Here is a 26,127-nt window from a genome sequence, read left to right on the forward strand (position 1 = left end):
CAGTTTGTCATTTCAATAGGCGCGTCGGAAACCGACGCGCCTTTTTCCGTTCAGAAATTTTCTGGAATTGATGACGCGCTGCTCCAAGATCGTTCATTAAAAATATTCAGATTGTTGACAATATTTCGAACGCGTGTTTAGCTTGAATATCCTTTCTCCGCCAAATGAGGGAAAGGTAAAGCTAAGTAAGGGGAACTAAAATGATCAATAGACGCGCAGTTGTTAAGACTGCGGCGCTAGGCGCCGTTTCTATATTTGCGCTCATGTCTGCGTCGGCCTCCCAGGCAGCGGACAAGGAGCTGAAGATCGGTTTCGTCGGTGTCACCAGCGGCCCTGCGGCGGCCTGGGGCACATCCAATGTTCGCTCGATGCAGGTTCGTGCCGACTGGCTCAACGAGCAGGGCGGCGTGAAGATCGGCGACGATACCTACAAGATCAAAGTCGTTACCTTCGATGACCAGAAAGACCCGAAGCGCGCCATCGCCGGCATGGAAAAGATGGCACAGGAAGGCATTCACTACGTCGTGGGTCCGAATGTGGATGACGGCGCCGCCGCCGTCCGCCCGGTGGCGGAAGCCAAGGGCATCATCTATTTCCCTTATTCCTTCCCGAAGGAACTTTATACGCCACCAGCGTCCAATGCTGTTCTCGGCATGATCGCCAACTATCAGTCCGGCCCGGCGATCTATAAATATCTGAAGGAAAACAAGGGCATCAAGACGGTGGCCTTTGTGGCGGCCAATGAATCCGATCCGCTCAGCCAGCGCGACAGCGGCATCGAGGCAGCCAAGGCGCTCGGTCTTGAAGTCGTCTCCACCAACGATGCCTATCAGAACGATACGCGCGACTTCACGCCTGTTCTGACGCCGATTGTCATGCAGAAGCCGGATCTGCTGGTTCTGTCGGGCGTTGCGCCGGGCAATGCGCCGTTGCTGATCCGCGCTGCGCGCGAGCTTGGTTATCAGGGCTTCATTTCCACTGAAACCGCGCAGGACGCCAAGGTTCTGGAAGAAGGTGCAGGCGAACTCGCCAATGGCTTCATCTCGGTGGGTGGCGCTTCCACGCCTGAAATCGCATCCGACGTGATGAAGGAATTCGTCGACCGTTACACCAAGGCCTATGGCGAATATAATGACGAGTCCAACACCAAGGTCTATGCGCTCGAATACATTGTCGAGACGCTGAAGGCCAACCCGGCTGCGGTCGACAATGTCGAGGAATTCAAGAAGACGGTGGACACGTTCTCCGCGCCCAATCCTTTCGTCAAGGGCGATGGCGACGGTTCCAAGCTGACCTATGTCGGCACCTCGTCCTTCACGCAGAAGCGCCAGCTCGGTATTCCGATGGTTGTGACAGAATACAAGGACGGCAAGTTTGAAACGCTTTTCGTCGGCCAGGTCGATTAACCGATAGGCCTGTGAAAAGCCCGAAGCGGAAGAGGGGTACTTCTGCTTCGGGCCTCCCAATCGCTAGAGCGCATCCCGAAAAGTGCGAAGCGGTTTTCGGAATAAGATGCGCGTTAAAACAAACAGTTAGAGCGTTTCCAATGGCTCATGCCAAACGGGAAATGCTCCAGGAACTGTCACGGAGTTTTGGGCCTGCCTTGCAGTTTACCCGACACTTCGCACGAGGGAGTCTGCCTTCATGGAACAAGTGATAGCCAATGGGCTATATCTGGGTGCGCAATATGCACTGATCGCGTTGGGACTGACGCTGATCTTCGCGCTCATGAACGTCCTCAATTTTGCGCACGGCCAGATGTATGTGCTGGGCGGTTTTGTCACCTATACGGTTTACGGACAGCTTGGCCTGCCGTTTGTTGTCGCTCTTCTGGCTTCCGCGGTCACTTTGATGATCGTTGGTGCGCTGATCGAAAAATTTCTCTTCCGGCCGGTCATCAAGCGAAGTCTGCGCGATGAAAGCACGATGCTGCTTGCTGCGGCCGTCGCTTTCTTCCTCGATGCGGTGATCCTGCTTCTGTTCGGTGAAAAGCAACGCGGCGTGCCGAAGATCGTCAATGGCGTGTTCGTCTCCGACAGCCTGATCATGCCTTATGACCGCATTCTGATCGGTGTGCTTGCCGTGGTCTTCATCGCTGCTTTCGTTCTTTTCATGCAATACACCAAACCCGGTCGCGCCATGCGCGCACTTGCCCAGGACCGCGTGGCCGCGCAGTTGATGGGTGTGAATGTCGATCGTTATTCAATGATCGGCTTCGCGTTGGGGGCAATGCTTGCAGGTCTGGTGGGCGGGTTGCTGGTCGCGATTACCGGCGTCAATTCCGGCATCGGCGGTGCCATCTCCATCAAGGCTTTCATGATGGTGATGATCGGCGGCGCAGGCGTCGTGAGCGGTGCCATTGCTGGCGGCTTCATCCTCGGCATGATGGAATCCGTCGGGCTGACGGTGCTGCGCTCCTATGGCGACATCACCTATCTCGTCATCTTCGCCGCATTGATGGTGTTCCTGAGCATCCGTCCGAACGGGCTCATGGGCAAGCCGTGGGGTTGAGGGGGCAATCATGACAAAGACAACAAAGCTTATCGGCGTTGCCGCCTTTCTGGCCCTGATCTTCATCGGTATTCCGGTCCTGATCGAGGCAACCGGACGGCACGACCTTTACTATACGCTCACTTCGGTGGCGCTTCTCTCCATCGTCAGTGGCGGGGTGTGGCTCACCTTCTATATCGGTCGCATCAATATCGGCCAGGGTGCTTATGCTCTTATGGGCGGCTATGTGTCGGCGATCCTGATGGTGAAATATGGCGTCTCCTTCTGGCTGACGCTTCCTCTGGCCGGACTGTTCTGCGCTTTCGCCAGCATCCTGATCGGCATTCCGATCCTGCGGCTTCGCGGCGTCTATTTCGCCATGGTCACGCTGGTTCTGACCGAAGTTGCCCGTCTTCTGGCGATGGCGCTGCCCATCACCAATGGCGCCAAGGGCATGGTCAGCATTCCGATGCCGGGTGGCATATCGCTTTTCGGCCTGACCATCCTGCCGGATTTCGCAACATTGCAGAACCCGCGCGCGGCCTTCTATTTCGTATCCATTGTGCTGATGGTGCTGTGCTTCGCGGGGCTTTATCGCCTCATCAATTCGCGCATCGGTGGTCTTTGCCAGTCGTTGCAGCAAAATGAGGAGCTTGCCTCGTCGATTGGCGTCAACATCACCAATCTGCGTGTGCTGGCCTATGCGATCTCGTCCTTCCTCGGCGGGCTTGGCGGTGCGATGTTCGTGGCGATCTCGCAGTCGATCTATCCGTCGAGCTTCACCGTCACGGACTCGGTCAATTTCATGCTCAACTGCTTCCTGGGCGGGCTTGGCTATGTCTTCGGTCCGATCATTGGAACCTTCGTCCTCTATTTCGGCTGGGACTTCCTGTTCCAGACCGGCAAGTTCCAGCTTCTGATCTTCTCCAGCGTTCTCATCATCCTGATGCTGTTCCTGCCTAACGGGCTTCTCAGCCTCAGACTGACCGGAAAGAAGGGAGCAGGATCATGAGAGATCTTCTGGAAGTCAAAAGCGTTACCAAACGTTTCGGCGGTCTGGTGGCGGTCAACGATGTCTCCTTTTCGGTGCGTGAAAAGGAAATCCTGTCGGTCATCGGGCCGAATGGCGCGGGCAAATCCACGCTGTTCAAGCTGATCGCTTCATTTCTCACGCCCACCTCCGGGGAAGTCCGCTTCAAGGGCGAACGCATTTCCGGTCTGGCACCGCATATCGTGGCGCGAAAGGGCGTGGTGCGCACCTTTCAGGAAACGACGATCTTCAAGGGCATGACAGTGCGCGACAATGTGATTGTCGGCCACCATCTGCGCGCCAAGGCGAGTTTCCTCGGCTGCTATGTGGGGTCAAGCCTTGCTCGCCGGGATCAGGAGGAGTTCGGACGCTCTGCCGACGAAATCCTGCAGTTTCTCGGCCTGTGGAAGCAGCGGGACGAGGTTGCGCAGAACTTGCCGCATGGTCACTTGCGGGCGCTTGGCATCGCCATCGGTCTCGCCACGGAGCCGAAAATCCTGCTTCTGGATGAACCCTTTGCCGGGATGAACCATGACGAAACCGTCAAGGCGGTGGAAATGGTGCGGGCGGTCCGTGACCGGGGTGTCACGGTGCTGCTGGTGGAACATGACATGCCGGCGGTGATGAATATTTCCGACCGGATCGTCGTCATCAATTTCGGCCAGAAGATCGCGGAAGGAACGCCGAAACAGATCCAGGAAAACGAGAAGGTGATCGAAGCCTATCTCGGCGCAGAAGACGAAACGATTGGATATTGACCATGGCAGAGCTTCTCAAAGTTTCCGATGCCGAACTCTATTACGATCACGTCTATGCGCTGAAAGGCGTTTCGCTGAGCGTTCAGGAGGGAGAGACAGTCGCGCTGATCGGCGCCAATGGTGCGGGCAAATCCTCGATCCTGCGGGCGATCACGGGGCTGAAAAAGATCCGCAAGGGCGAAATCCATTATGAGGGCCGCCGGATCGACGGCACCCGGTCGGACGAGATCGTCAAGATGGGGATTGCCATGGTACCGGAAGGCCGCCGCGTCTTTCCCTATATGAGCGTGCGCGACAATCTGATGATGGGGGCGTTCACCCGTTCCAGCAAGGCGGATATCGCCAACACGCTGGAGATGGTTCTGGGGCGGTTCCCGCGCCTGAAGGAACGCTATTCGCAGGCCGCAGGCACAATGAGCGGCGGCGAGCAGCAGATGCTGGTCATTGGGCGCGCGCTCATGGCCAAACCGAAGCTTTTGCTGCTGGACGAGCCATCTCTCGGGGTCGCACCCAAACTGGTGCAGGATATCGCCCGCTCCATCGTCGCCATCAACCGCGACGAAAAGGTGAGCGTTCTTCTGGTCGAGCAGAATTCACGCATGGCGCTCCGCATCTCGCAGCGCGCCTATGCTCTGACGACCGGAAAGATCGTCCTGTCCGGCAATTCGGAAGAACTGGCGACGGATGATCGCGTCGCGAAACTCTATCTGGGCGGGGAAATCTGACCGCCGGTATTGCAGACTAGGCAGAGCGTCCGAAAGACGCTCTGGACCATCCAGAACGAAAACAAATATTTCGATGGTTCGAGGAAAATGGAAATACTTGTCATCAACCCCAATACAACTGCATCGATGACGCACAAGATCGGCGAGGCTGCACGCAGCGTGGCAGGTGCCGGCACAACAATCATCGCAAGCAATCCCGCCGACGGTCCGCCGAGCATCGAAGGATATTTCGATGAGGTTTTTGCCATTCCCGGCATGATCGGGGAAATGCAGAAGCGCCCGACAGCCGATGCCTGCGTCATTGCCTGTTTTGACGATACCGGCCTTGATGCAGCGCGCTGTGCCGGAACCATGCCGGTGATCGGCATCGGCGAGGCGGCTTTTCACATGGCAAGCCTGATTGCCGGAAAGTTCAGCGTTGTCACCACATTGTCGCGTTCGGTGCCTGCAATCGAGCATAACCTGTCCCGCTATGGTCTCATATCGCGTTGCGCTCGTGTTCGGGCCAGCGATGTGGCCGTGCTTGACCTCGAAATTCCGGGATCAGACGCGCGCAACAAGGTCTCGAACGAAATCGCAAAGGCGATCCGGGAAGACCATGCCGAAGCGATTGTGCTTGGTTGTGCGGGCATGGCCGACCTTGCTGCTTCTCTCTCCAGGGAGCATGGGCTGCCGGTCATCGACGGCGTGACCTGTGCGGTGAAACTGTGTGAAAGCCTTGTCGGTCTCGGCTTGAAAACATCGAAACTGGGCGGCTATCAGCTGCCGCGAATGAAGGATTTTCAAGGTATTTTTGAACCTTTTTCGCCCCAGAATTGACGTTCAGATGATTTCAGCCGGGTTTGTGCATCAAAACTCGCGACATTGTTGACACTCGCCGGACCTGTGTTCGATATGTAAGGAAATTGATAGAGGATTTGCGGATGCAGTATCGACCGATTGCATCTGCCATTTGAACAGCTTCTACTGGATGATGATGAATCTGGCTGCGACGAACATGACAGACCAAAACGGCGGGAATGTGCGTTGGCTTCCGGTCTATAACGGCTTGCGCGAGGCGGTCGTCAGCCATCGTCTGCTTCCGGGCACCAAGTTGCCGGAGGACGAGCTGGCGACGATCTATTCCGTCAGCCGTGCCTTTGTTCGCTCCGCCCTGCAGGCCCTGGCGCATGACAGGCTTGTGCGTCTGGAACCCAATCGCGGTGCCTTCGTTGCCGAACCCTCGCGCGAGGAAGCGCGCGAAGTGTTCGAGGCGCGCTTGCTGATCGAGCCGGAGGTGGCTTCGCTTGCGGCGAAGGTCATCAAGCCCCAGCAGGTCAAGCAGCTGCGCCAGCATCTCCATGACGAGCATGAAGCACTTCATGCCGGACGCGACAGCGAGGCGATCATGCTGTCGGCGCTTTTCCATACGCATCTGGCCGAAATTTCGGGACACTCGATCCTGGCGGGTTTTGTCGGCGATCTGCTGCCGCGTTCCTCGCTCATCATTTCGCTCTATTGGGAACGGCGCGAGACGACCTGCCAGAGCGACGCGCATCACGCGCTGGTCGATGCCATCGAAGACCACAGGAGCGACGACGCTGCGGCCCTGATGAAGACCCATATTCTTGATCTTCTGGCGGGCCTCAATCTCGAGCGCGTCGAAAAAGAACAGAAGCGTCTGTCCGATATTCTGCGTTAGAGCATGTTTTCCGAAAGCGGTTTCCCTTATGGGTGACATGCTCTGGAATATGGCGCGAAATAGCGCATTCACAGCAGCACGAAAGCACCGGATGACAGAAATCGCTCCATTTCAAAAATGGACGCAAGGATAAGATTCCGGATTCTACGCTAACGACTCAAGACTTCAGCCCGGCTATCTTCAATCATCTAGTAAAGCAATCGAAAAACACCGACCAGCGCGCTTCTATTGGGGTGCGTTGAAGGAAATTCTTTGCTTTTTGCCGGATCACGCAAGTGAAGAAGTAGCGTTGGAGGTTCTCGTGAGTATAAACTTCAGATCATCGGGTATATCTGCAGAGCGCATGTCAACACGGCGCATTCTTGTAGCAGGCGGTGCCGGATTTCTCGGTTCTCATCTTTGCGAACGTCTTTTGAACGAAGGAAACTTCGTTATCTGCGTCGATAATTTTTCGACAGGGCGGCTTGAGAACCTGCGCAATCTCCTGCGCTACGACACGTTCAGCTTCGTGCGCCACGATATTGTCAACCCGATCGATCTGCCGGTGGATGAGATTTACAATCTCGCATGCCCCGCTTCGCCGCCGCATTATCAGGCCGATCCGGTGCACACGATGAAGACGAGCGTCATTGGCTCGCTCAATCTGCTCGAACTTGCCGCGCATTATCAGGCTCGGATTTTTCAGGCTTCAACGTCGGAAGTGTATGGTGATCCGCAAACGCATCCGCAGCCGGAAGCCTATTGGGGCAATGTGAACTCTTTCGGCCCCCGGTCCTGCTATGACGAAGGCAAGCGCTCGGCCGAAACGCTGTTCTACGATTTTCACAAGCAGTATGGCGTCGACATCCGTATCGTGCGCATCTTCAACACCTATGGCCCGCGCATGCGGCCCGACGATGGTCGTGTCGTGTCGAACTTCATCGTTCAGGCCCTCAAGCGTGAAGATATCACCATCTATGGCGACGGCTCGCAGACCCGTTCCTTCTGCTATGTCGATGACCTGATCGAAGGCTTCAGCCGCTTGATGAGCAGCCAGGTTCAGAAGCCCGTCAATCTCGGCAATCCGGGCGAGTTTACTGTGCGTGAGCTGGCCGAGCAGATCATTGCGCTGACAAATTCGTCCTCGCGCATCGTCTATCGCCCGCTGCCAACTGATGATCCGCGCCAGCGGCGCCCGGACATCATGCTCGCCAAGCGTGAACTTGGCTGGGAACCACAGATTGCACTTGTCGAAGGGCTGAAGCAGACGATCGCCTATTTTGAACGCCAGCTGGTCAGACCATCGGGCGAGCTCTTCGAGGTGGCGAGATGACCCGGCAAAATATACTCGTCACCGGTGGTGCCGGCTTCATTGGCAGCCATACCGCCAAGCTTCTGCACAAGAGCGGATTCTCGCCGGTCGTCTATGACAACCTGTCGACGGGCCACCGGTCTTCCGTGCGCTGGGGCGAGTTTGTCGAGGGCGACACGCTTTCGCAGGAACAGCTTATCGCTGCTATCAGAACCTTCGATCCGGCTGCCATCATCCACTTTGCGGCTTCGGCCTATGTGGGTGAATCCGTCACGGACCCCGCAAAATATTATCGCAACAATGTCGGCGGCATCCAGTCCGTTCTGGAGGCCAGCCGCCTGACAGGTGGACGCCCGGTCATTTTCTCGTCGAGCTGCGCCACCTATGGCATTCCGGATGTGCTGCCGATCCGCGAAGGCGAAATGCAGAATCCGATCAACCCTTACGGACGCACAAAGCTGATCGCGGAACATATGCTGGCCGATTATTCGGCAGCCTATGGCATGCCCTATGCGGCACTGCGCTACTTCAATGCCTGCGGTGCTGATCTGGATGGCGAACTGGGCGAAAAGCACGATCCCGAAACTCATTTGATACCGCGCGCCATGCTGGCTGCGGCGGGCATGGCGGATTGTCTGGAAGTCTATGGCGACGATTATGAAACGCCGGATGGCACCTGCATTCGCGATTATATTCACGTGGTCGATCTGGCACGGGCACATGTGCTTGCGGTCGAGCATCTGCTGAATGGCGGCGGTAATCTGGTCCTTAATCTGGGAACCGGGCGCGGAACATCCATCAAGGAAATCGTGGATGCGATAGACCGGCTTACCGGACGCAAGGTGCCTGTCGAAATGCGCGCGCGCCGGGCTGGCGATCCGCCGGTGCTTTATGCCGACCCGGCTGAAGCGGCAGCGAAGCTTGGGTTTCGCACGCTCCATTCCGATCTCGACACGATCATCCGCACGGCTGCGCCCTTCTTTGGTCTGGAGATGCGGACATGACACGGCGCGAATTTCATCCGGCCATTGACGGCGACAACGGCGAAAGGGAACCATTGCTGGCGCCCATCTTCACTGGCCGCAAGCGGGTGGAATATGTGGTGGGCATCATCCTGTGGGCGCTCGCTATCACCTATTTCTGGCAATGGTGGTTCATCAGCGCGAAGCACAATCATCTGCTCGGCTCCATTCTGGTGACGGCACTCTTGGCGTGGATCACGATCCTGCCGCTTTATTTCATCACTATTTTCTTCCATGCCGCGCGCCCGACCGGCCCGCTTCGCATCCCCGCCGGAAGCCGCGTCGCCATGGTCGTCACCAAGGCTCCGTCTGAGCCTTTCGAGGTGGTGGCTGAAACATTGCGCGCCATGCTGGCGCAGGATGTGCCGCACGATACATGGCTTGCCGATGAGGATCCTTCACCCTCGACACTTGCCTGGTGCCGTGAGCATGGCGTGTTCGTTTCCACGCGCAAGGGCCGTGCCGACTATCATCGGCAGACCTGGCCGCGCCGTACCCGGTGCAAGGAAGGCAATCTCGCCTTCTTCTACGATCACTATGGCTATGAGCGCTATGATTTCGTCTCGCAGCTCGATGCCGACCATGTGCCTGAGCCGGGTTATCTCTTCAATATGCTGCGGCCCTTCGCTGATCCCGCTGTCGGGTATGTTTCCGCGCCAAGCATTTGTGATCGCAATGCGCATGAAAGCTGGTCGGCCCGCGGGCGTCTCTATGTGGAAGCCAGCATGCATGGCTCGCTGCAGGCCGGTTACAACGGAGGCTTTGCCCCGGTCTGCATCGGCTCTCATTATGCGGTACGCACGGCAGCGCTGAAGGAGATCGGCGGTCTTGGACCGGAACTGGCCGAGGATCATTCCACGACCCTGTTCATGAACGCGCATGGCTGGCGGGGTGTTCATGCGCTGGATGCCATCGCCCATGGCGACGGTCCGCGCACCTTTGCCGATCTTGTGACGCAGGAATTCCAGTGGTCGCGCAGCCTCGTGATGATCCTGTTGCAATATACGCCGAAGCTGATCGGTCGGTTGCCGCTGCGCCTGAAGATCCAGTTTCTGTTCTCGCAGCTCTGGTATCCTCTCTATGCTTTCTTTCTGGCGCTGACATTCGTTCTGCCGATAGCCATTCTGGCTTATGGTGATAATTTCGTCAGCGTTACCTATCCCGCTTTCCTGATGCACTTCATGCCGCAATCGCTCGTGATTTTGGCGCTGGCATTCTGGTGGCGGTCGAGCAAGACGTTCCGCCCTGTCGACGGCAGGATTTTCAGCTGGGAAGCGATGCTGTTCCTGCTGGCGCGGTGGCCCTGGGTTCTGGCTGGAACCTTCGCAGCCTTCCGTGACTGGCTGACCGGTTCCTTTGTCGATTTTCGTGTCACGCCGAAAGGCTCATCCGAGGTCGATCCGGTGCCACTGCGGGTGATCGCTCCTTATGCGCTGATCTCCGGTCTGTCCATTCTGCCTGTCCTCCTGGTCAGCGGTGCGGATCAGACGCGAGGCTTCTTCATCTTCGCCATCATCAATGCGTGTTTCTACCTGTTCCTGATGGCGATGATCGTGATCCAGCACACACGCGAAAATCACGTGCGGATGACGAGCCGCCTCTATCGACCGGCAATGGCATGCAGTTTTACGGCGCTGGTCGCGCTGACCGGCTTTACCACTGTCGAGCGCGGCCGCGACGGCATCGAGGCACTGAGCTGGGGCACGAAAAGCTTCACGGTATTTGACGACCGATTCTCGGTTGCCGGTGCCGGTGTAGGCGGACGTGACGTCCACAGGACAATTTTCAATCCACGCTGGCGCACGAATACCGCCAGTGGAACGAACTAGCGGGAAAGGCGCGACGATTATGAAGATCGCTGTCATCGGTACGGGATATGTCGGATTGGTCAGTGGCACGTGCTTCGCGGCATGGGGACACGAGGTCGTCTGCGTCGACAAGGATGCCCAGAAGATTGTCCGGCTGGAGCGCGGCATCGTGCCGATCTACGAGCCGGGGCTGGATGAACTGGTGGAACGCAATTTCGCCTTTGGCCGGCTCAGCTTCACGACCAATCTGGCGGAAGCCGTCAAGGGCGCGGAACTTGTCTTCATCGCCGTCGGCACACCGGCACGGGCCGGGCACGGCGATGCCGATCTGTCCTTCGTCTATATGGCCGCTCGCGAGCTTGCGCCGCTGATCGAAGACCATAGCGTCGTCGTGGTCAAGTCCACCGTTCCCGTCGGCACAGGCGATGTGGTGCAGAAGATCATCGGCTCGGTGCGCCGACCCGGCACATTCTCTGTTGCTTCCAATCCGGAGTTCCTGCGTGAGGGTGTCGCGATCCGCGATTTCCTCGAGCCCGATCGCGTCGTCATCGGCGTGGAAGATGAGCGCGCTCGTTCTGCGCTCGTCGCCCTTTATGCTCCACCGCTTGAGGCCGCAAAGACGCCAATCGTGATCACGCAGCGCCGGACATCGGAACTGATCAAATATGCAGCCAATGCCTTTCTTGCCACCAAGATCACCTTCATCAACGAACTGGCGGATCTGTGTGAGGAAGTCGGCAGCGATGTCACCGAGCTGGCGCTCGGCATGGGGCTGGACAAGCGTATCGGCACCAGTTTTCTCAATGCGGGGCCGGGTTATGGTGGCTCCTGTTTTCCGAAGGATACGATAGCGCTGTTGCGCACTGCGCAGGATCACGGGGTCGCCCTGCGACTGGTCGAGGAAACGGTTACCGTCAATGAAGCGCGCAAGCGTCGCATGGCGCTGAAGGTGCTGGATGCGCTCGGCGGCAGCGTCGAAGGCCGGACGATTGCCGTCCTCGGCCTGACGTTCAAACCCGATACGGATGATATGCGCGATGCGCCGTCCATCCCGCTCATCGAAACCTTGCAGCGCTTCGGTGCCAGCATCCGGGCCTACGATCCGGCCGGAATGGAGAATGCGCGCCGTCTTCTCAGCGACGTCGAGTTTTACGACGACCCTTACGAGTGCCTGAGCACTGCCGATGCGGCAGTGGTCGTGACCGAATGGGACAGTGTCCGCAAGCTTGATCTCGTTCGGATGAAACAGGTCATGCGGGACGCCGTACTCGTTGACTTGCGCAATGTCTTTTCACCGGCGGTTGCCGAGAATCTGGGCTTCCGGATTTCGACAATCGGCCGTCCTGTTCAACTGCGGCAGGAAACAAGACCAACAAACGTTCTGCCGCACGCGCGCATCCGTCAATCGCAAGAACCCTTGGCGGGTGCGCGCAACCTGAAGGTCGTGGGAGGTTCAAATGAAACATGTGATGTTTGAAGGCCAACGGTCCCGATCTGGTCGGAACACTGATCGGAGCAGATATGTCCTGCCGCTGGTTGTCCTGCTTGCGGGGCTAAGCGGACCGGCTGGAGCGGCAACGGTTCCGGCAGATGGTTTGCCCGACGGCGCCCGTGTGATGACGCCTGCCGAGCTTTACCTACTCTATCGTGACAAGAACTGGCAGTGGGCTGACGGCGCTGGCCGGATGGAAAGCCAGAACCGCCGTTTCACCGCCCGTGTCGATGGCGAGAAGGGCAAGGCATGGGCCGAAGGTCGCTGGCGGATCACCTGGTCGGGCCAGATGTGCTTCGATGCGAAATGGCATCTGGCTCAGGGCGTCTTCCCGAACAAGACCTGCTTCTCTCACCGTATCGCCGATGGGACGATCTATCAGAAACGTGAGCCGGACGGTGTCTGGTACGTCTTCCGCCATGCCGGCGGAAACAAGGATGACGAGGCGCGCAAGCTCCTCTCCATCGAAACAATAACGCCCAAAACGGAAGCGCTGAATCTGGCGTTGCCCGTTGCCCAATCGCCCGTACAATAAAGGAGGCGGCGATGAAAACCTCATACAAAATAGCAACGGCCATTCTTTGCGGTGGGCTGCTTTCAACCGCTGTTTACGCAGCGAGCGGTGTTTCGGGTGCCAATGTCGACACCCGCAACATGTTCCACGACAAGCGCCCGGTCATTACCCCGCAATCCATCAAGTTCGGGGCCTATGATCCGCACGGGGATTTCACCAACGATCCCAATTCCCGCATCGAACACCTGTTCCTTCCATGGGAGGATGTGGACCTGACGAGCCTGTCAACCGCTGATGCCTATGCGCAGGAACGGGGCCGCGAACTGCTGATCACCGTCGAACCCTGGTCATGGGCTCGCGACTGGCGCGTTGCACCGGATGATCTCCTGAGCGGAATCGTGCGGGGGCATTACGATACAAACATGGCTGCCGTCTGCTCCGCTGCTTCGAAGCTGAAGAGCCCTGTGACCATTCGCTGGGCGCAGGAAATGGACGACAAGACGGGCCAGTTCACCTGGTCCTACTGGTCGGCACAGGGTTACGTCCGCGCCTATCAGCATGCGGTCAATGTCTGCCGCAAGTCATTGCCGAATGCCAAGTATATGTGGTCGCCGAAGGGAGATGCGGGGCTCGAGGCCTATTATCCGGGCGATGGTTATGTCGATGTGATCGGCCTGTCGGTGTTCGGCTACGAACCTTACGATATGCTGGAACTGGGACATGCGTCCACATTCGTTGAACGGACAAAACCGGGATACGACCGGGTGGTAGGCTTCAAGAAGCCGATTGTTATCGCTGAGCTCGGTTATGAAGGGAGCGACGCCTATGTCCGGGCCTGGGCACAGGAAACCAACAAGCCGCAGCCCGAATTTCCGGAGCTGACTGCGACCGTCTACTTCAACGACCGCGAAGTCTATCCGTGGCCACGGGGTGTCGGGCGGCCCGACTGGCGGGTTGCGAACCATCCGCTTGATTGATGTCGCATTTACCTCACGCAAAACCGCTTCGCACTTTTGCTGGAAATGCTCCAACGTCTGAACAGGAATACGACAATGTTTTCGATCCGTTTGAGAACCGTAGGTGCGGCGTTGTCCGTACTTCTTCTGGCAGGCGCTGCCGATGCAGCGCCGAAACAGAAAACCGAGGATCCGATCGCCATCAAGGCTGCGGCGGCTGCACCGCTGTCAGCCGACGCGCTTGAGGCGCTCTATTCCGGTAAGTCATGGAAATGGAAGGATGGCGGCGGCTATTTCTCTGCCGACAGACATCGTTTCATCGCCTGGTCGCAGAAAGGCAGGGCGTGGTCTTACGGGCAGGGGCGCTGGTATGCCACCAATCGCGGCCAGCTTTGTCTGCAGGCCTATTGGGTCAACAAGATGGGCGGCGGCAGCGATACGACCTGCTTCCTCCATCGCGAGAAAGATGGCGTCATCTATCAGAAGCGCTCACTGGGCGGCAGCTGGTATGTCTTCCGCAACAATCCGCCACGCCCGACCGATGAGGCCGCCAAGCTGCTGCGCGGCGACCGTGTTAGCAAGGGACTGGCGATCATGAAAGCCAAGGCGAGATAATCGCCAGGCAAGCATGCCGGCTCGCTGATCTGTATGGAGTTCTTGCGAGCCGGTATGCCATGGAGCGCATTCCGAAAACAGTTTCACGCCGGTCGGATTGTGCTCTAATCGCGGATGAAGCAGCGGGATTTCTGCCCGAAACCGCTCGGCGTGCACACATAGGGCGTACCGGCCGCATATTGCGTGGCGGAAACCCTGATGACCTTGGCCGATGCAGGCTTGTTGTAGCGCGCTTGGCTATTCACCTTGTACTTGACGAGGTAAACGGAAACCGTTTCGCTTTTCTGCTTGCGGGCATCCTTGGCTTCGGCGCCTGCCGTCAGGCATAATGAAGCGGACAGTCCAACGACAATAGCGGCAGCCCATTTCAAGCTTTCGCGGCGCACAGTATATGCAAATACATTGTTCATGCGATTGCCTCCGGTTGTTATTACCGTGCTTTCTATCGGACGCGTTTTAATATTCTGGCCGGATTTTCCTGAAAATTTTCATCAAATGGGATGCAATCAACTCATTTCAGAGACCGTTTTGCGCGCTCCGACACTTCCGGCCAAATCTGGGAAAAGGCCGGGAAAGCGGGGTTGTCGGCGCGTAAGAGGAAACGTCGGCTACCGGTCTGAACGGTTACGTGGCTGATAGTGTTCCAGCTTATTTTGATTTTATACGTGCAAATGCTACTATCAACGCAGGGCTTGGGTCGCCATTACCGCGCCTCGAGCCTCCGGGTTGGTTTAGGGAGTTGCCGTGACATCCCCAAGCGACAAGGCCTCGCGTGATCTGAAGCCCGATTTTGTGGAGCGCCGCCAGTCAGTGCGCGTTCCACTCGCGCCCCTTGGAGAAGATGCCCGAAGCACCAATATTCTGACCCCGCTGGTCTTTACGACCGAAGAGCTGGAACCCTGCGCACAGTTTCCCACATGGCAACAGCACGTGGCTCCCCTCTATGATGTGCGGATGCCGGATGGTGTGAACGCTGAAGACGGTTTCGCCGTTACCCAGAAAGTCTGGGATCTGCGCGGCATGCTGCTGATAGAACAGACTGTTCCTCCATTCAGTTATGAACGTACAGCGGAAAAGGTTCGTTTCAGCCCGATTGATCACTGGCAGATCAGTTTTCTGCGAAGCGGTCGCACATGGACGGCGGTGGATGATCGTGTGGCGGAAAACGAGCCCGGCATGATCAATATCCGTTCGTTTGGTTATCCGTTTCGCGGTCGTGCGCTGGCAACGGACGTGGTGCTGCTGATCATTCCGGTCGATCATTTCGCCGGTCTGGGCGGTATGCCGGAAGCGTGCAACAATGCGACGCTTGGAGGCTATCGCGCCAAGCTGCTGATCGATTTCGTATCGACGATCCAGGCGGGACTTGACCATATCAGAAGCGAAGACCTGCCGGAGCTGCGCGACGCCCTGCGTCAGATCGTATTTGACACGATCGCCCCTTTGGTAAAGGAAAACGATGCGAGCGAACACAATGCGTCTCTCGGGGCTTCTCTGGGGTTGATGACCAAGGCCAGACGCTTCATCCAGAAAAATCTCACGTCCCGTGAACTCACGCCCGATGCACTGAGCAAGGAGCTCGCCATCTCACGCACGCATCTCTATCAGCTGTTCGAAGGCTCGGGCGGGGTACTCAACTATATTCGCCAGAAGCGTTTGCTTGCAGCACATGAGATGCTTGCGGATGCATCCGAAAACCGCAGGGTGTCCGACATAGCGCAGCTGTTTGGCTTCGATACGGCAGCCAATTTCACGCGGGCATTCACGCAGCATTTTGGCTATAGTCCGAGCAATGTCCGCAAGTCGCTGTCGCGAAACGACGGCATCGGCGACAGCCAGTCTGACGCGAACCGCTCCCTCACTTTCTCAACCCTGCTACGAACGCTGGCAACGACCGGTGCGTAAAGTTCCAGAGGAATGATCGTTATAGTTTGACGATCTGTCGGAAGCAGACCGCCAGAGCATTTCCTGTTTTGATTGAATCATAGGAAATGCTCTATCCGTTTGTTTTTACACATGTCTTTATCCCGAAACCGGTTTCCACTTTCGAGAGACATGCTCTAGTCGTTTTCCGGCAAACGTGGAAAGTGCTCCATCGTTTCATCAAGGAACACCCATTCATGCTTCGATAGCTCGAATACAGATAGGGTGGGCTGGGCAAAAGCCGGATCGGCAAAAAGGCCAACCGCCACGCCGATTACGGAAGGGGCCGCATCAGGCAGCCAATAGACGGTCGAGCCGCAAGCCGGGCAAAAATGCATCCGGACCTTGCGGCCACTTTCCGCCGTCCGAATGAATTCCGTCGATGCGCCTGAAATTTCAACGCAGTCTATCGCATAGAAGGCATTTGCACTGAATGGCGAACCTGTTCTCCGCTGACAGGCGAAGCAGTGGCACAGTGCCGTTAATTGCGGTGGCCCGTGGGGTGTTACTGTCAGATTTCCGCATGCGCATTGAGCATAGATCATGGATTTCTCCTGCATGGTGAGATCGCATCATCAGAAATGGAATGGAAATACAGCCCGAATGGCCAGAGTGTTCCGGAAGGAACTGGCTAGGGCTTCGGGTTCGGCTGCAACTCCAGCAGCATCTGAACCGAATACTTCGCATTATCATCTCTTAGCGCTCTATCCGCAAGTTCGGCTGGATAGGATTTCTCACGCTTGCTTTTGCGCAAGATATTGCGGACGTTGTTGTTGGACTCCCGTCCGGGAGAACACATGGGAGGAAAGACATGCAGCATTACAGACTGAAATCGCTTTCCCTTGCCGCTGTCATTGCCGTTGCAGGCCATCTGCCATCGGCTCATGCGGCATCGCCAGCCCCGGCCGAAGGCCAGAACGGCATGGTGGTTACGGCCCAGCATCTTGCGTCGCAAGTCGGTATCGATGTGCTGAAGAACGGTGGCAATGCCGTCGATGCGGCTGTCGCTGTCGGCTATGCACTGGCGGTTGTCTATCCGACTGCCGGTAATCTCGGCGGGGGTGGTTTCATGACGATCCGCTTCAAGGACGGCAAGAGCACCTTTCTTGATTTTCGCGAGCGTGCGCCGCTCGCCGCCACCAAGACCATGTATCTGGACAAGGATGGCAAGCCGGTCGAAGGCGCCAGCACTGAAACCTATCTCGCCATCGGCGTGCCGGGCACGGTGGCTGGCCTTGAGGAAGCACGCGAAAAATATGGCACCCGCAAGCGCGAGGAGCTGATCGACCCGGCACTGAAACTTGCCAAGGATGGCTTTACGCTTGAACTGGGCGATATTCTCTCCTTTGCTGACGGCAATGAAAGACTGGCGAAAGACCCGGCGGCGGCGAAAATCTTCCTGAAAGACGGAAAACCGGTTCCGTTGGGCGAGAGGCTTGTCCAGCCGGATCTGGCAAAGTCGCTTTCGGCCATTTCGGAAAAGGGGCCATCGGCCTTCTATCAGGGCGATATCGCCGATCTGATTGTCAAATCGAGCAAGGAGAATGGCGGCATTCTCGCCAAGGCCGATTTCGAAGAATACAAGGTCCGTGAGCTCGAACCGGTCAAGTGCAGCTATCGCGGCTATGACATCGTTTCGTCGCCGCCGCCTTCTTCGGGCGGACTTATCATCTGTGAAATCCTGAACGTGCTTGAGGGCTACCCGATTTCCTATCTGGGCTATGGTTCCGCGGAAACCACGCGTTTGATGGTGGAAGCGATGCGCCACGCCTATGTGGACCGCAACACGGCGCTGGGCGACCCTGATTTCGTTGACAATCCGATCGAGAAGCTCACCAGCAAGGCCTATGCTGCAGAAATTCGCAGTCGTATCGACCCTTATCGCGCTGGTGTCAGCGAGGCGCTGAAGCCAGCTGAATTCAAGGAGTCCAACGAAACGACGCATTATTCCATCGTGGACAAGGACGGCAATGCTGTCGCCGTGACCTATACGCTGAACGGATCGTTCGGCACGGCCAAGGTGGCTGAGGGCACCGGAATTCTCCTCAACAACGAGATGGACGACTTCACCATCAAGCCGGGCGTGGCCAATCTCTATGGTCTCATACAAGGCGAAGCCAATGCCATCGAACCGCGCAAGTCACCGTTGTCCTCAATGAGTCCGACTATCGTATCGAAGGATGGTAAGCCGTTCATGGTCATCGGCAGCCCCGGCGGTTCGCGCATCATCACGATCACGCTTGAGGCGATCATGAATGTCATCGATCACGGCATGGACATTCAGGAGGCTATCGATGCCCCGCGCATCCATCACCAGTGGCTGCCGGATCGGGTCTATATGGAAGCGAACGCGCTTTCGCCGGATACGATCCGGTTGCTGACCGGCATGGGCTATACGGTCGGGGAAGACGCTGACTGGCCGGTCTGGGGCGAGGCAGCTGGCATTCTTGTCGGCGGCAAGGATATGGCAGCAATCGAAAAGGGCGGCGACAACCGCTATTACGGCGCTATCGACAGCCGTGCCGTCGCTGGTGCTGCAATAGGATACTAGAGCATGTCTCCCGAAAGTGGGAACCGGTTTCGGGAGACATGCGTAAAAACAAACAGATAGAGCATTTCTAATGATTCAATCAAAATAGGAAATGCTCTAAAACAGAACCGCTTTGCCGGTGGCCGAAGGCATAGACAGAGCGAGGAGACGAGATGAATTCACGTCTCCTCAATGTCTGTGTCGGATCAACCAATGCTTTTGTCGGTTATCCGTGCGCTCTTCAGTATTTCGATGACCATTTCGGAGGCTTTGTTAAGCGAACCGACCGGTAGAAACTCGTAAATCGAGTGGAAGTTGTGCGCGCCGCAGAACAGGTTCGGGCATGGCAGTCCTTTTTCGGACAGCACCGCACCGTCATAGCCGCCGCGCATCGGCAGCGGTGTCGGTGTCACGCCTATTGCCTTCATGGCCTGAAGGGCAAGAACGACCGGATAGCGATTTTCGCCTTCCAGGCTCTCGGCAGCGTTCCGGTAGACAGCCTTGTAGTCTACATGAACCGTGCCCTCGCCATGAAGCTGGTTGAAACTTGCGGCGAGGTTTTCGATGAATGCACGACGTGTTTCGTAACCGTCCTTCGTGAAATCGCGAATGTCGATGATCAGGTTGGTCTCGGCGACTGTTCCTTGAATGCCCTTGGCCCAATAATAGCCTTCGGTACCTTCCGTATATTCCGGGCGTTCGCCGCCCGGCATCATGGCAATGAATTGCTGGGCGTAGAGAATGGCATTGCGCAGCTTGCCCTTGGCCGACATCGGATGGGCTGGCTGGCCTTTGAAGGTGAGGCGGAATTCACCGGCGTTCCAGTTTTCATACACGATCTCGCCAACCGCACAGCAGTCGAGCGTATAGGCGAAATCGGCGTTCAGGGACGCGACGTCGAGCGCCTTGGCTCCGAGCAATCCGATTTCCTCATCGGGAACGAAAACAACCTTGACCGTGCCGTGCTCGATTTCGGGATGCGTGGTCAGAACCTGCATGGCATGCATGACCTCGGCAATGGCAGATTTGTTATCGGCGCCGAGCAGGCTGGTGCCGTCCGTCACGATGATCTGGTCCCCGACATAACGTTCCAGCTCCGGGAACTCGGCAAGCCGCATGACAGCACCGGTCGTTTCGTTGAGCAGGATATCTCCGCTCCGATAATCGACCACATGAGCACGGGTATCGGTCGTGTATTCGCCGGACGTATCGAGATGGGCGACCCATGCAATCGTCGGAAACTGCTGATCGGCATTCGAGACATTGGCAGGCAATGTGCCGACAACGATCGAGTGGTCACGCTCTTCAACATCCATGCCCATGGCGCGCATTTCGCTGGCGAGCAACTTTGCGAGATCGGTTTGTCCCTCGCTCGACGGGAGGTTGCCTGCATTCGGCACAGCGGTCGTGTTGATGCGGGTATAGGCTAGAAAGCGGTCTACGATATCCATTATATTTTCTCGGTTATTGGTCGGAATCGGCCCGGATTTGATCCGAGAACCAAAGAAGAATAGCGGGCGTTTAGAGCGCCGATCTGATTCAATCAGATCGGCGCTCTAAACTTTCTTTCCAAAGCATAATCTTATCGATCCTCGTTTCACTCCGGTCGGATTATGCTCTATGCCCGCTACCCAGAATTTCATCACCGGTCATCAAACCGGCGGAGGACGAAGCCTATTCTTCGATGTCGACATCTTCGAACAGATAGCCGCCAAAGGGATCGATGCGGAAGTCTTTGACTTTCTTGCTGATCGGCTGCTCGACAATCTGATGAGCAATGGTCAGCCAGGGAGCCTGTTCCTTGAACACGACCTGCGCCTGTTCGTAGAGCTTGGTGCGCTCGGCCTGATCGGTGGTCAGCTTGGCCGCCTGAATGAGCTTCTCGAAGTCCTGATCGCACCAGTTTGCGCGATTGGCGCTGCCGATGGCCTGGCAGCTCAAAAGAGCGGCGAGGAAGTTGTCGGGATCGGCAATGCCACCGGTCCAGCCAAGCATGACGGCACCATCGCGGTCCTTATCCAGCGAACGCTTGAGATATTCGCCCCAGTCATAGGTGACGATTTCCGCCGTTACCCCCACCTTGGCGAAGTCAGACTGAATGAGCTCGGCTGCACGGCGCGCATTCGGCATATAGGGCCGCTGCACGGGCATGGCCCAGATCTTCATTTTCAGGTCTTTGACGCCCGCTTCATCGAGCATCTTGCGCGACTGTTCAGGATCGTAAGCGTCGTCCTTGACGTTCTTGTTGTAGCCCCAGACACTGGGCGGGAGCGGATTGACCGAAGCGACTGCAGAGCCGAGATACACTGCATCGATGATAGCAGCCTTGTTGACTGCCATGTTCAGCGCCTTGCGGACACGCACATCGTCAAACGGTTTTTGCTGGGTGTTGTAGGCTAGGAAGGACAGGTTCAAACCTTCCTTGTGCAGCATTTCGACGGCCGGGTCTTTCTTCATCTCTGCAATATCGGCGGGATTGGGAGCGGCAATGACATGGCACTCGCCCGACTTCAGTTTCTGATAGCGCACTGCCGCATCCGGCGTGATCGCAAAGATGAGATTGTCGATTTTCTGCTTGCCCGCCCAGTAGTCGGGATTGGCCTGATAGCGGATGGCGCTATCCTTCTGATAGGCGACAAACTGATAAGGGCCGGTTCCGACTGGCTGCTGGCTGAACTCCGCAATGCGGCCTTCGGCGACCAGCTTGTCGGCATATTCCTTGGACTGAATGACGGCGAATGTCAGCGACAGCGTCGAGATAAACGTCGCTTCGGGATGCGCCAGCACAAACTTGACCGTGTGATCGTCGATCTTTTCGATTTTCTCGATCAGCGACGGGAAGGAATAAGCTCCGAATTGCGGCCATGTACCCTGATTGTAGTAGGGATTGTCCTTGTTCCCCTGACGGTCGAACGTGAAGATCACATCGTCTGCATTGAATTCACGCGTCGGAGTGAAAAAACTCGTGGTGTGAAACTTCACGCCCTTTCGCAGGTGAAACGTATATTCCTTGCCGTCGGCAGAAACGTCCCAGCTTTCCGCGAGGCCGGGTTCCAGTTCCGTCGAGCCGCGCTTGATCTTGATAAGTCCGTTGGACACATTGCGCGCCGACGCATCATACACGGCGCCGGATGTCGTTTGCGCCGCATCGAACATTTCAGGAGATGCCTCGGAGCAATAGATCAACGTCTTGGCAAAGACCTGTCCGACCGCCGTGCTGTTGAGCGCAGCCGCGACCAGCGCGGCTGAAAATAGTTTTCCGTATGTATTCATGAGGCTGCATTCCCTTGCTTGCGACGCGACCGACCTTCAACGGGTTGTTCAGTATCGACTTTTTCAGATGATTCTAAACAGCGGTGCGGCAGCATTTGAACGCGCAAAGGCTCGTGAAGCAAGCTCAAAAGGCTCGGGAGGCATGCGTAGAAGTGGTTTAACTGGCGCTGCCGGTTCCGGGAATTTCGGGGATCATCTGACGCAGCAGGTTTCGCAGGATGGATCGTACGGCGACGGTGGCTGCAGACTGTTCGCGGTCGCGGGGCGTGATAAGGCGCACCTCGCGCACGATGGCCGGGTCCGTCAGGGGGCGGGCCACGATGCCGCGACCGCGCAGCGCGGTAAAGGCATAGGCGGGTAGAACAGCGATACCGGCATTGACCTCGACCAGCGACAACACCGAGTGAATCTGGTTGACCTCCATATGCGGTCGAAGCGCCAGTTTTGCCTGTTCGAAGCCGATTTCCGTCAAAAGCCGGATATTGCTTTTCTGGGTAAGCGTAATGATGGGCTGATCGTCGAGTTCTGCCCAACGGACCTGCTCATGCCCGGCGAAATCGTGATGGGGCGACACGAAAATCATTAGCTGATCGCGCAGTGCCATCTGGCTTTCGACGTCGGAATCTTCACCGGAAAACGTGCCAACGCCGAGGTCGCAACGCCCGTTGCGAACCTGTTCGATGACGATTTCAGGCCCGACATCCTCGATCTTGATGACGAGGTTGGGGTGTTCATCAGCCACGCGGCGAACCAGATGAGGAAGCACCGTCGTGCACAGCAAAGGCGGGGCTGCGATGCTGACCTGACCGCGCCGCAATTTCCCCAGATCGCGCACGACTTCGGCGGCGCGGTCAATTTCGGCAAGACCGGCAAGCGCACCTTCGGCAAAGGCACGTCCGGCATCCGTCAGGCTGACGCGCCGTGTCGTCCGGTCGAAAAGCCGCGCGTCCAGCACCGTCTCCAGATCACGGATCGTGTGGGAAAGATTGGCCTGGGTCGTCCTGACACGCTCGGCTGCGCGGGAAAAGTTTCCCAGTTCGACCACGGCTTGAAAACATTCAATCTGGCGGAGAGTGGGACGCATCGGCTCACTTATGAGTTTTTGTTTATGAATATATTCTACTTACAAGACTTCTCGAATGAAAGAAAGTCAGGCTCGATCAGGGAGACGCGGGTTTGGAGTGACCCGCCCCGAAGCGAGGATTCCGATGAAGTATGACCGTCAGAACGCCAGGGCCCATTCGCGCGCTACGATGCGCGGTATCTGGGCTGCGGCAAACACGCCTTTCAATCAGGACGGATCGATCGATGAAGGCGGCTTTCGCAAGAATGTCGACCATTGGATCAACGATCTGGGCATTGACGGACTTTTCGTCGCGGGAAAGCAGGGCGAATTCTTCTCAATGTCGGTTGACGAGCGCAAGCGCATGTTCGATCTGGCTGTCTCGGCAGTAGGTGACAAGGCGCAGACAATCATGTCCTGCTCGGACCAGAACATGGATGTGGTTATCGATCTGGCCAAGCATGCGCAGGCCTGCGGCGCGGACTATATCGTCGTCCATGCACCTGTTCTGCATTTCCTGCGTGCGCAGGACGAAACGCTGCTGCGCTACTATGAAACCATTGCCTCCAAGGTGGATATCGGCCTTGCACTCTGGTCGCATCCGGATAGCGGTTATCTGATGAGCCCTGAGCTCTGCAATCGTCTGGCCGATATAGAAACCGTCGTCGCGATCAAATATTCGGTCCCACGCGACATGTATCGCAAGCTCACGGAACTTGCAGGCGACCGCATTCTGGTCTCGACCGCATCGGAAGACGAATGGCTGGATAATATTCTCGAACTGGGCTGGCAGCTCTATCTCTGCTCTTCACCGCCCTACACGCTGCAGACCAAGGTTGATCGCCGCATGCGCGATTATACCGACCTGGCCTTTGCGGGCAAAGAGGCCGAGGCGCGCGCCGTCTGGCAGAGCCTCGAGCCTGTCCGTCATGCCTTCAAGTCGACGCGACCGGCTGAAAAGCCCACTTCGCATCAAAAATACTGGCAGGAGCTGCTCGGCCAGGTTGGTGGACCTGTTCGTGCGCCGATGCTTGAGCTGACCGACGCTGAAAAACGGGCAATCCGGGAGGCATTTGATAGCTGCGGTCTCAAACTGTCCTGATCGAACCGAAAAGGGGAACAAGAATGACAAAACTCAGCGCTTTCAATTTCCAGAAATGGATCGATGAACACAAGCACCTGCTGAAGCCGCCTGTCGGCAATCAGCTGGTGTTCAAGGACGCGGACCTGATGGTGACGGTCGTTGGCGGCCCGAACAAGCGCACCGATTACCACGACGATCCGGTCGAAGAGTTCTTCTACCAGCTCAAGGGCGACATGCTGCTGAAGCTGCATGATACGTCGACGGGCGAATTTTACGACGTGCCGATCCGCGAAGGCGATATCTTCCTTCTGCCGGCGCATATCCGTCATTCGCCGCAGCGCCCGCAGGAAGGTTCCATCGGTCTGGTGATCGAACCGGCCCGTCCTGAAGGCGTTCTCGATGCCGTCGAATGGTATTGTTTCGAATGCAGCGGTCTCGTTCATCGCGCCGAAGTGGATCTGGAATCCATCGTTGACGATCTGCCGCCGCTCTACGCTGCTTTCTACAACGATGAGAAACTGCGGACCTGCCCACATTGCAATACTGTCCACCCCGGCAAGAACCCGCCGGAAGGCTGGGTTGCGCTCTGATGAGGCATGCCCGGCGGAACTGCCGGGCGCCCATCCATAAAAAGACAAGGGGAAATGAAATGAAAAACAAACTCCTGATGATCGGCCTGCTGGCGGGGCTGACGACCGGTGCTGCTGCTGCTGAACCGGTCAAGATCGGCGTGATTACGACCTTGTCAGGTCCGGGAGGTTATCTCGGTCAGGACGTGCGCGATGGTATGAAGCTTGCCATTGATGCCGAAGGCGGCAAGCTCGGTGGTGTGCCGGTTGAACTGAAGGTCGAGGACGACGCTGCCAAGCCCGGCAACGGACGACAGATCGCCGAGCGGTTCATGTCGGAAGACGGCGTCAAGCTTTTTACCGGCATCATCTTCTCGAATGTAGCCGGCGCAACCGTGCCGGATATCATCGATAATGACAGTATCTATATCAGCGCCAACGCCGCGCCATCGAACATGGCGGGCAAGGGCTGCGATGCGAATTACTTCGTGGTTTCATGGCAGAATGACTCGCTCCATGAGGCATCGGGTATTGCTGCGGAACAGGAAGGGTTCAAGCGCGCCTTCATTCTTGCGCCGAACTATCAGGCAGGCAAGGATGCGCTGGCTGGCTTCAAGCGCCGGTTCAAGGGCGAAGTTGTCGGTGAAATCTACACCCAGCTCGACCAGACCGACTATTCGGCTGAGATGGCGCAGATTCGCGCCGCAAACCCCGATGTGGTCTTCCAGTTTCATCCGGGCGGCATGGGCATTGCGTTCATGCGCCAGTATCAGCAGGCCGGTCTTCTCGGCAAGATTCCGATGGTTCTTTCCGAACCGTCCAGCGATGCAGTCATTCTCAAGTCACTGGGTGACGCTTCGGTCGGTATCATGGCCACCAGCCACTGGAGCCCGGATATGGACAATGCCGCAAGCAAGGAGCTCGTGGCAAAGTGGAAAGCCGCTTATCCTGACCGGCCCCTGACCTATTACGGCACGCAAGGCTACGACGTGGCTCGCCTGATTGCTTCTGCCTTGAAGCAGACCGGCGGCGTTGACGATATCGATGCGGTGCGCGAAGCGTTGCGGAAGGCTGACTTCCAGTCGGTGCGTGGCAATTTTGCCTTCGGTCCGAACCAGCATCCGTTGCAGGACTGGTATCTCCTTGATGTCGTCAAGGGCGAGGACGGCAACCCGACCACCAGGATCAAGAAGAAGCTGATCGAAAATTACGGTGATTCCTATTCTGCAGAGTGCAAGCTCTGACAGCCACCGTCCGGCGCGCACGAAAGTGCGCGCCACGCTTCTTTTCATTTCTCATGAAG

The 26,127-nt window shown here is 57.1% G+C and carries 24 protein-coding genes; 19 read left to right on the forward strand and 5 right to left on the reverse strand.

The window, feature by feature from the left end; all coding sequences use genetic code 11:
• The first annotated feature begins 200 nt into the window (after positions 1 to 200).
• From FG152_RS15825 to FG152_RS15890, 14 genes are all read left to right on the forward strand, one after another.
• Entirely contained in the window at positions 201 to 1,406 is a 1,206-nt protein-coding gene (locus FG152_RS15825; protein ID WP_010660568.1) for an ABC transporter substrate-binding protein, read from the forward strand.
• 238 nt (positions 1,407 to 1,644) lie between these two features.
• Positions 1,645 to 2,511 (forward strand): branched-chain amino acid ABC transporter permease, encoded by an 867-nt coding sequence (locus FG152_RS15830; RefSeq protein WP_010660569.1) that lies wholly within the window; start codon positions 1,645 to 1,647, stop codon positions 2,509 to 2,511.
• Between the two features lie 10 nt (positions 2,512 to 2,521).
• Positions 2,522 to 3,502: a branched-chain amino acid ABC transporter permease gene (locus FG152_RS15835; protein ID WP_010660570.1), complete on the forward strand. Its 981-nt coding sequence runs from the start codon at positions 2,522 to 2,524 to the stop codon at positions 3,500 to 3,502.
• Complete coding sequence (locus FG152_RS15840) at positions 3,499 to 4,278, forward strand: ABC transporter ATP-binding protein (protein WP_010660571.1); 780 nt, start codon at positions 3,499 to 3,501, stop codon at positions 4,276 to 4,278. Before FG152_RS15835 ends, FG152_RS15840 begins: the two co-directional genes overlap by 4 nt.
• Before the next feature lie 2 nt (positions 4,279 to 4,280).
• Entirely contained in the window at positions 4,281 to 5,003 is a 723-nt protein-coding gene (locus tag FG152_RS15845) for an ABC transporter ATP-binding protein (protein WP_010660572.1), read from the forward strand.
• A gap of 87 nt (positions 5,004 to 5,090) precedes the next feature.
• Entirely contained in the window at positions 5,091 to 5,822 is a 732-nt protein-coding gene (locus tag FG152_RS15850; protein ID WP_029376163.1) for an aspartate/glutamate racemase family protein, read from the forward strand.
• Positions 5,823 to 5,979: 157 nt separating this feature from the next.
• Entirely contained in the window at positions 5,980 to 6,684 is a 705-nt protein-coding gene (locus tag FG152_RS15855) for a GntR family transcriptional regulator (protein ID WP_010660574.1), read from the forward strand.
• Positions 6,685 to 7,027: 343 nt separating this feature from the next.
• Positions 7,028 to 7,996, forward strand: coding sequence for a UDP-glucuronic acid decarboxylase family protein (locus FG152_RS15860; protein ID WP_010660575.1), 969 nt, complete (start codon positions 7,028 to 7,030; stop codon positions 7,994 to 7,996).
• Positions 7,993 to 8,979 (forward strand): UDP-glucose 4-epimerase GalE, encoded by a 987-nt coding sequence (gene galE / locus FG152_RS15865; protein ID WP_010660576.1) that lies wholly within the window; start codon positions 7,993 to 7,995, stop codon positions 8,977 to 8,979. The genes FG152_RS15860 and galE overlap by 4 nt, the downstream gene beginning before the upstream one ends.
• Positions 8,976 to 10,826, forward strand: coding sequence for a glycosyltransferase family 2 protein (locus FG152_RS15870; protein ID WP_010660577.1), 1,851 nt, complete (start codon positions 8,976 to 8,978; stop codon positions 10,824 to 10,826). Before galE ends, FG152_RS15870 begins: the two co-directional genes overlap by 4 nt.
• 19 nt (positions 10,827 to 10,845) lie before the next feature.
• Positions 10,846 to 12,282, forward strand: a complete 1,437-nt coding sequence (locus tag FG152_RS15875) for a UDP-glucose dehydrogenase family protein (protein WP_010660578.1) — start codon at positions 10,846 to 10,848, stop codon at positions 12,280 to 12,282.
• Complete coding sequence (locus FG152_RS15880) at positions 12,275 to 12,832, forward strand: DUF995 domain-containing protein (protein ID WP_010660579.1); 558 nt, start codon at positions 12,275 to 12,277, stop codon at positions 12,830 to 12,832. The genes FG152_RS15875 and FG152_RS15880 overlap by 8 nt, the downstream gene beginning before the upstream one ends.
• Before the next feature lie 11 nt (positions 12,833 to 12,843).
• Complete coding sequence (locus FG152_RS15885) at positions 12,844 to 13,788, forward strand: glycoside hydrolase family 26 protein (protein WP_010660580.1); 945 nt, start codon at positions 12,844 to 12,846, stop codon at positions 13,786 to 13,788.
• 75 nt (positions 13,789 to 13,863) lie between these two features.
• A complete protein-coding gene (locus FG152_RS15890; protein WP_010660581.1) occupies positions 13,864 to 14,382 on the forward strand; it encodes a DUF995 domain-containing protein in 519 nt (172 codons plus the stop codon).
• Positions 14,383 to 14,486: 104 nt separating this feature from the next.
• Here the strand turns inward: FG152_RS15890 and FG152_RS15895 are convergent, their stop codons facing one another.
• Positions 14,487 to 14,792 carry a hypothetical protein gene (locus FG152_RS15895; RefSeq protein ID WP_010660582.1) on the reverse strand — a complete coding sequence of 102 codons (306 nt, stop codon included), beginning with the start codon at positions 14,790 to 14,792 and terminating at the stop codon, positions 14,487 to 14,489.
• Between the two features lie 334 nt (positions 14,793 to 15,126).
• On the opposite strand from FG152_RS15895, the gene FG152_RS15900 reads away from it, so the two are divergent.
• Positions 15,127 to 16,287, forward strand: a complete 1,161-nt coding sequence (locus tag FG152_RS15900; RefSeq protein ID WP_010660583.1) for a helix-turn-helix domain-containing protein — start codon at positions 15,127 to 15,129, stop codon at positions 16,285 to 16,287.
• A gap of 155 nt (positions 16,288 to 16,442) precedes the next feature.
• On the opposite strand, the gene FG152_RS15905 is transcribed toward FG152_RS15900, so the two are convergent.
• A complete protein-coding gene (locus FG152_RS15905; protein ID WP_029376166.1) occupies positions 16,443 to 16,850 on the reverse strand; it encodes a GFA family protein in 408 nt (135 codons plus the stop codon).
• Positions 16,851 to 17,116: 266 nt separating this feature from the next.
• Here FG152_RS15905 and ggt point away from each other — a divergent pair, with 266 nt between their 5' ends.
• Positions 17,117 to 18,856, forward strand: a complete 1,740-nt coding sequence (gene ggt / locus FG152_RS15910; protein ID WP_010660585.1) for a gamma-glutamyltransferase — start codon at positions 17,117 to 17,119, stop codon at positions 18,854 to 18,856.
• Between the two features lie 185 nt (positions 18,857 to 19,041).
• Here ggt and pepT read toward each other — a convergent pair whose 3' ends face one another.
• The 3 genes from pepT to FG152_RS15925 form a co-directional block, all read right to left on the reverse strand.
• A complete protein-coding gene (gene pepT, locus FG152_RS15915; protein ID WP_498987126.1) occupies positions 19,042 to 20,286 on the reverse strand; it encodes a peptidase T in 1,245 nt (414 codons plus the stop codon).
• Positions 20,287 to 20,509: 223 nt separating this feature from the next.
• Positions 20,510 to 22,108, reverse strand: coding sequence for an ABC transporter substrate-binding protein (locus FG152_RS15920; RefSeq protein WP_010660587.1), 1,599 nt, complete (start codon positions 22,106 to 22,108; stop codon positions 20,510 to 20,512).
• 157 nt (positions 22,109 to 22,265) lie between these two features.
• Positions 22,266 to 23,192, reverse strand: a complete 927-nt coding sequence (locus FG152_RS15925) for a LysR family transcriptional regulator (RefSeq protein ID WP_010660588.1) — start codon at positions 23,190 to 23,192, stop codon at positions 22,266 to 22,268.
• Between the two features lie 124 nt (positions 23,193 to 23,316).
• On the opposite strand from FG152_RS15925, the gene FG152_RS15930 reads away from it, so the two are divergent.
• Genes FG152_RS15930 through FG152_RS15940 form a run of 3 tightly spaced genes read left to right on the forward strand, consistent with a single transcriptional unit; the run spans position 23,317 to position 26,068 of the window.
• On the forward strand, positions 23,317 to 24,273 hold the full coding sequence (locus FG152_RS15930; RefSeq protein ID WP_010660589.1) for a dihydrodipicolinate synthase family protein: 957 nt from the start codon (positions 23,317 to 23,319) through the stop codon (positions 24,271 to 24,273).
• A gap of 23 nt (positions 24,274 to 24,296) precedes the next feature.
• Complete coding sequence (locus FG152_RS15935) at positions 24,297 to 24,845, forward strand: 3-hydroxyanthranilate 3,4-dioxygenase (protein ID WP_010660590.1); 549 nt, start codon at positions 24,297 to 24,299, stop codon at positions 24,843 to 24,845.
• A gap of 59 nt (positions 24,846 to 24,904) precedes the next feature.
• Positions 24,905 to 26,068, forward strand: a complete 1,164-nt coding sequence (locus FG152_RS15940; RefSeq protein ID WP_010660591.1) for an ABC transporter substrate-binding protein — start codon at positions 24,905 to 24,907, stop codon at positions 26,066 to 26,068.
• Positions 26,069 to 26,127 lie beyond the last annotated feature (59 nt).

The sequence above is a fragment of the Ochrobactrum sp. XJ1 genome (assembly GCF_024701725.1).
GTDB lineage: Bacteria > Pseudomonadota > Alphaproteobacteria > Rhizobiales > Rhizobiaceae > Brucella > Brucella anthropi.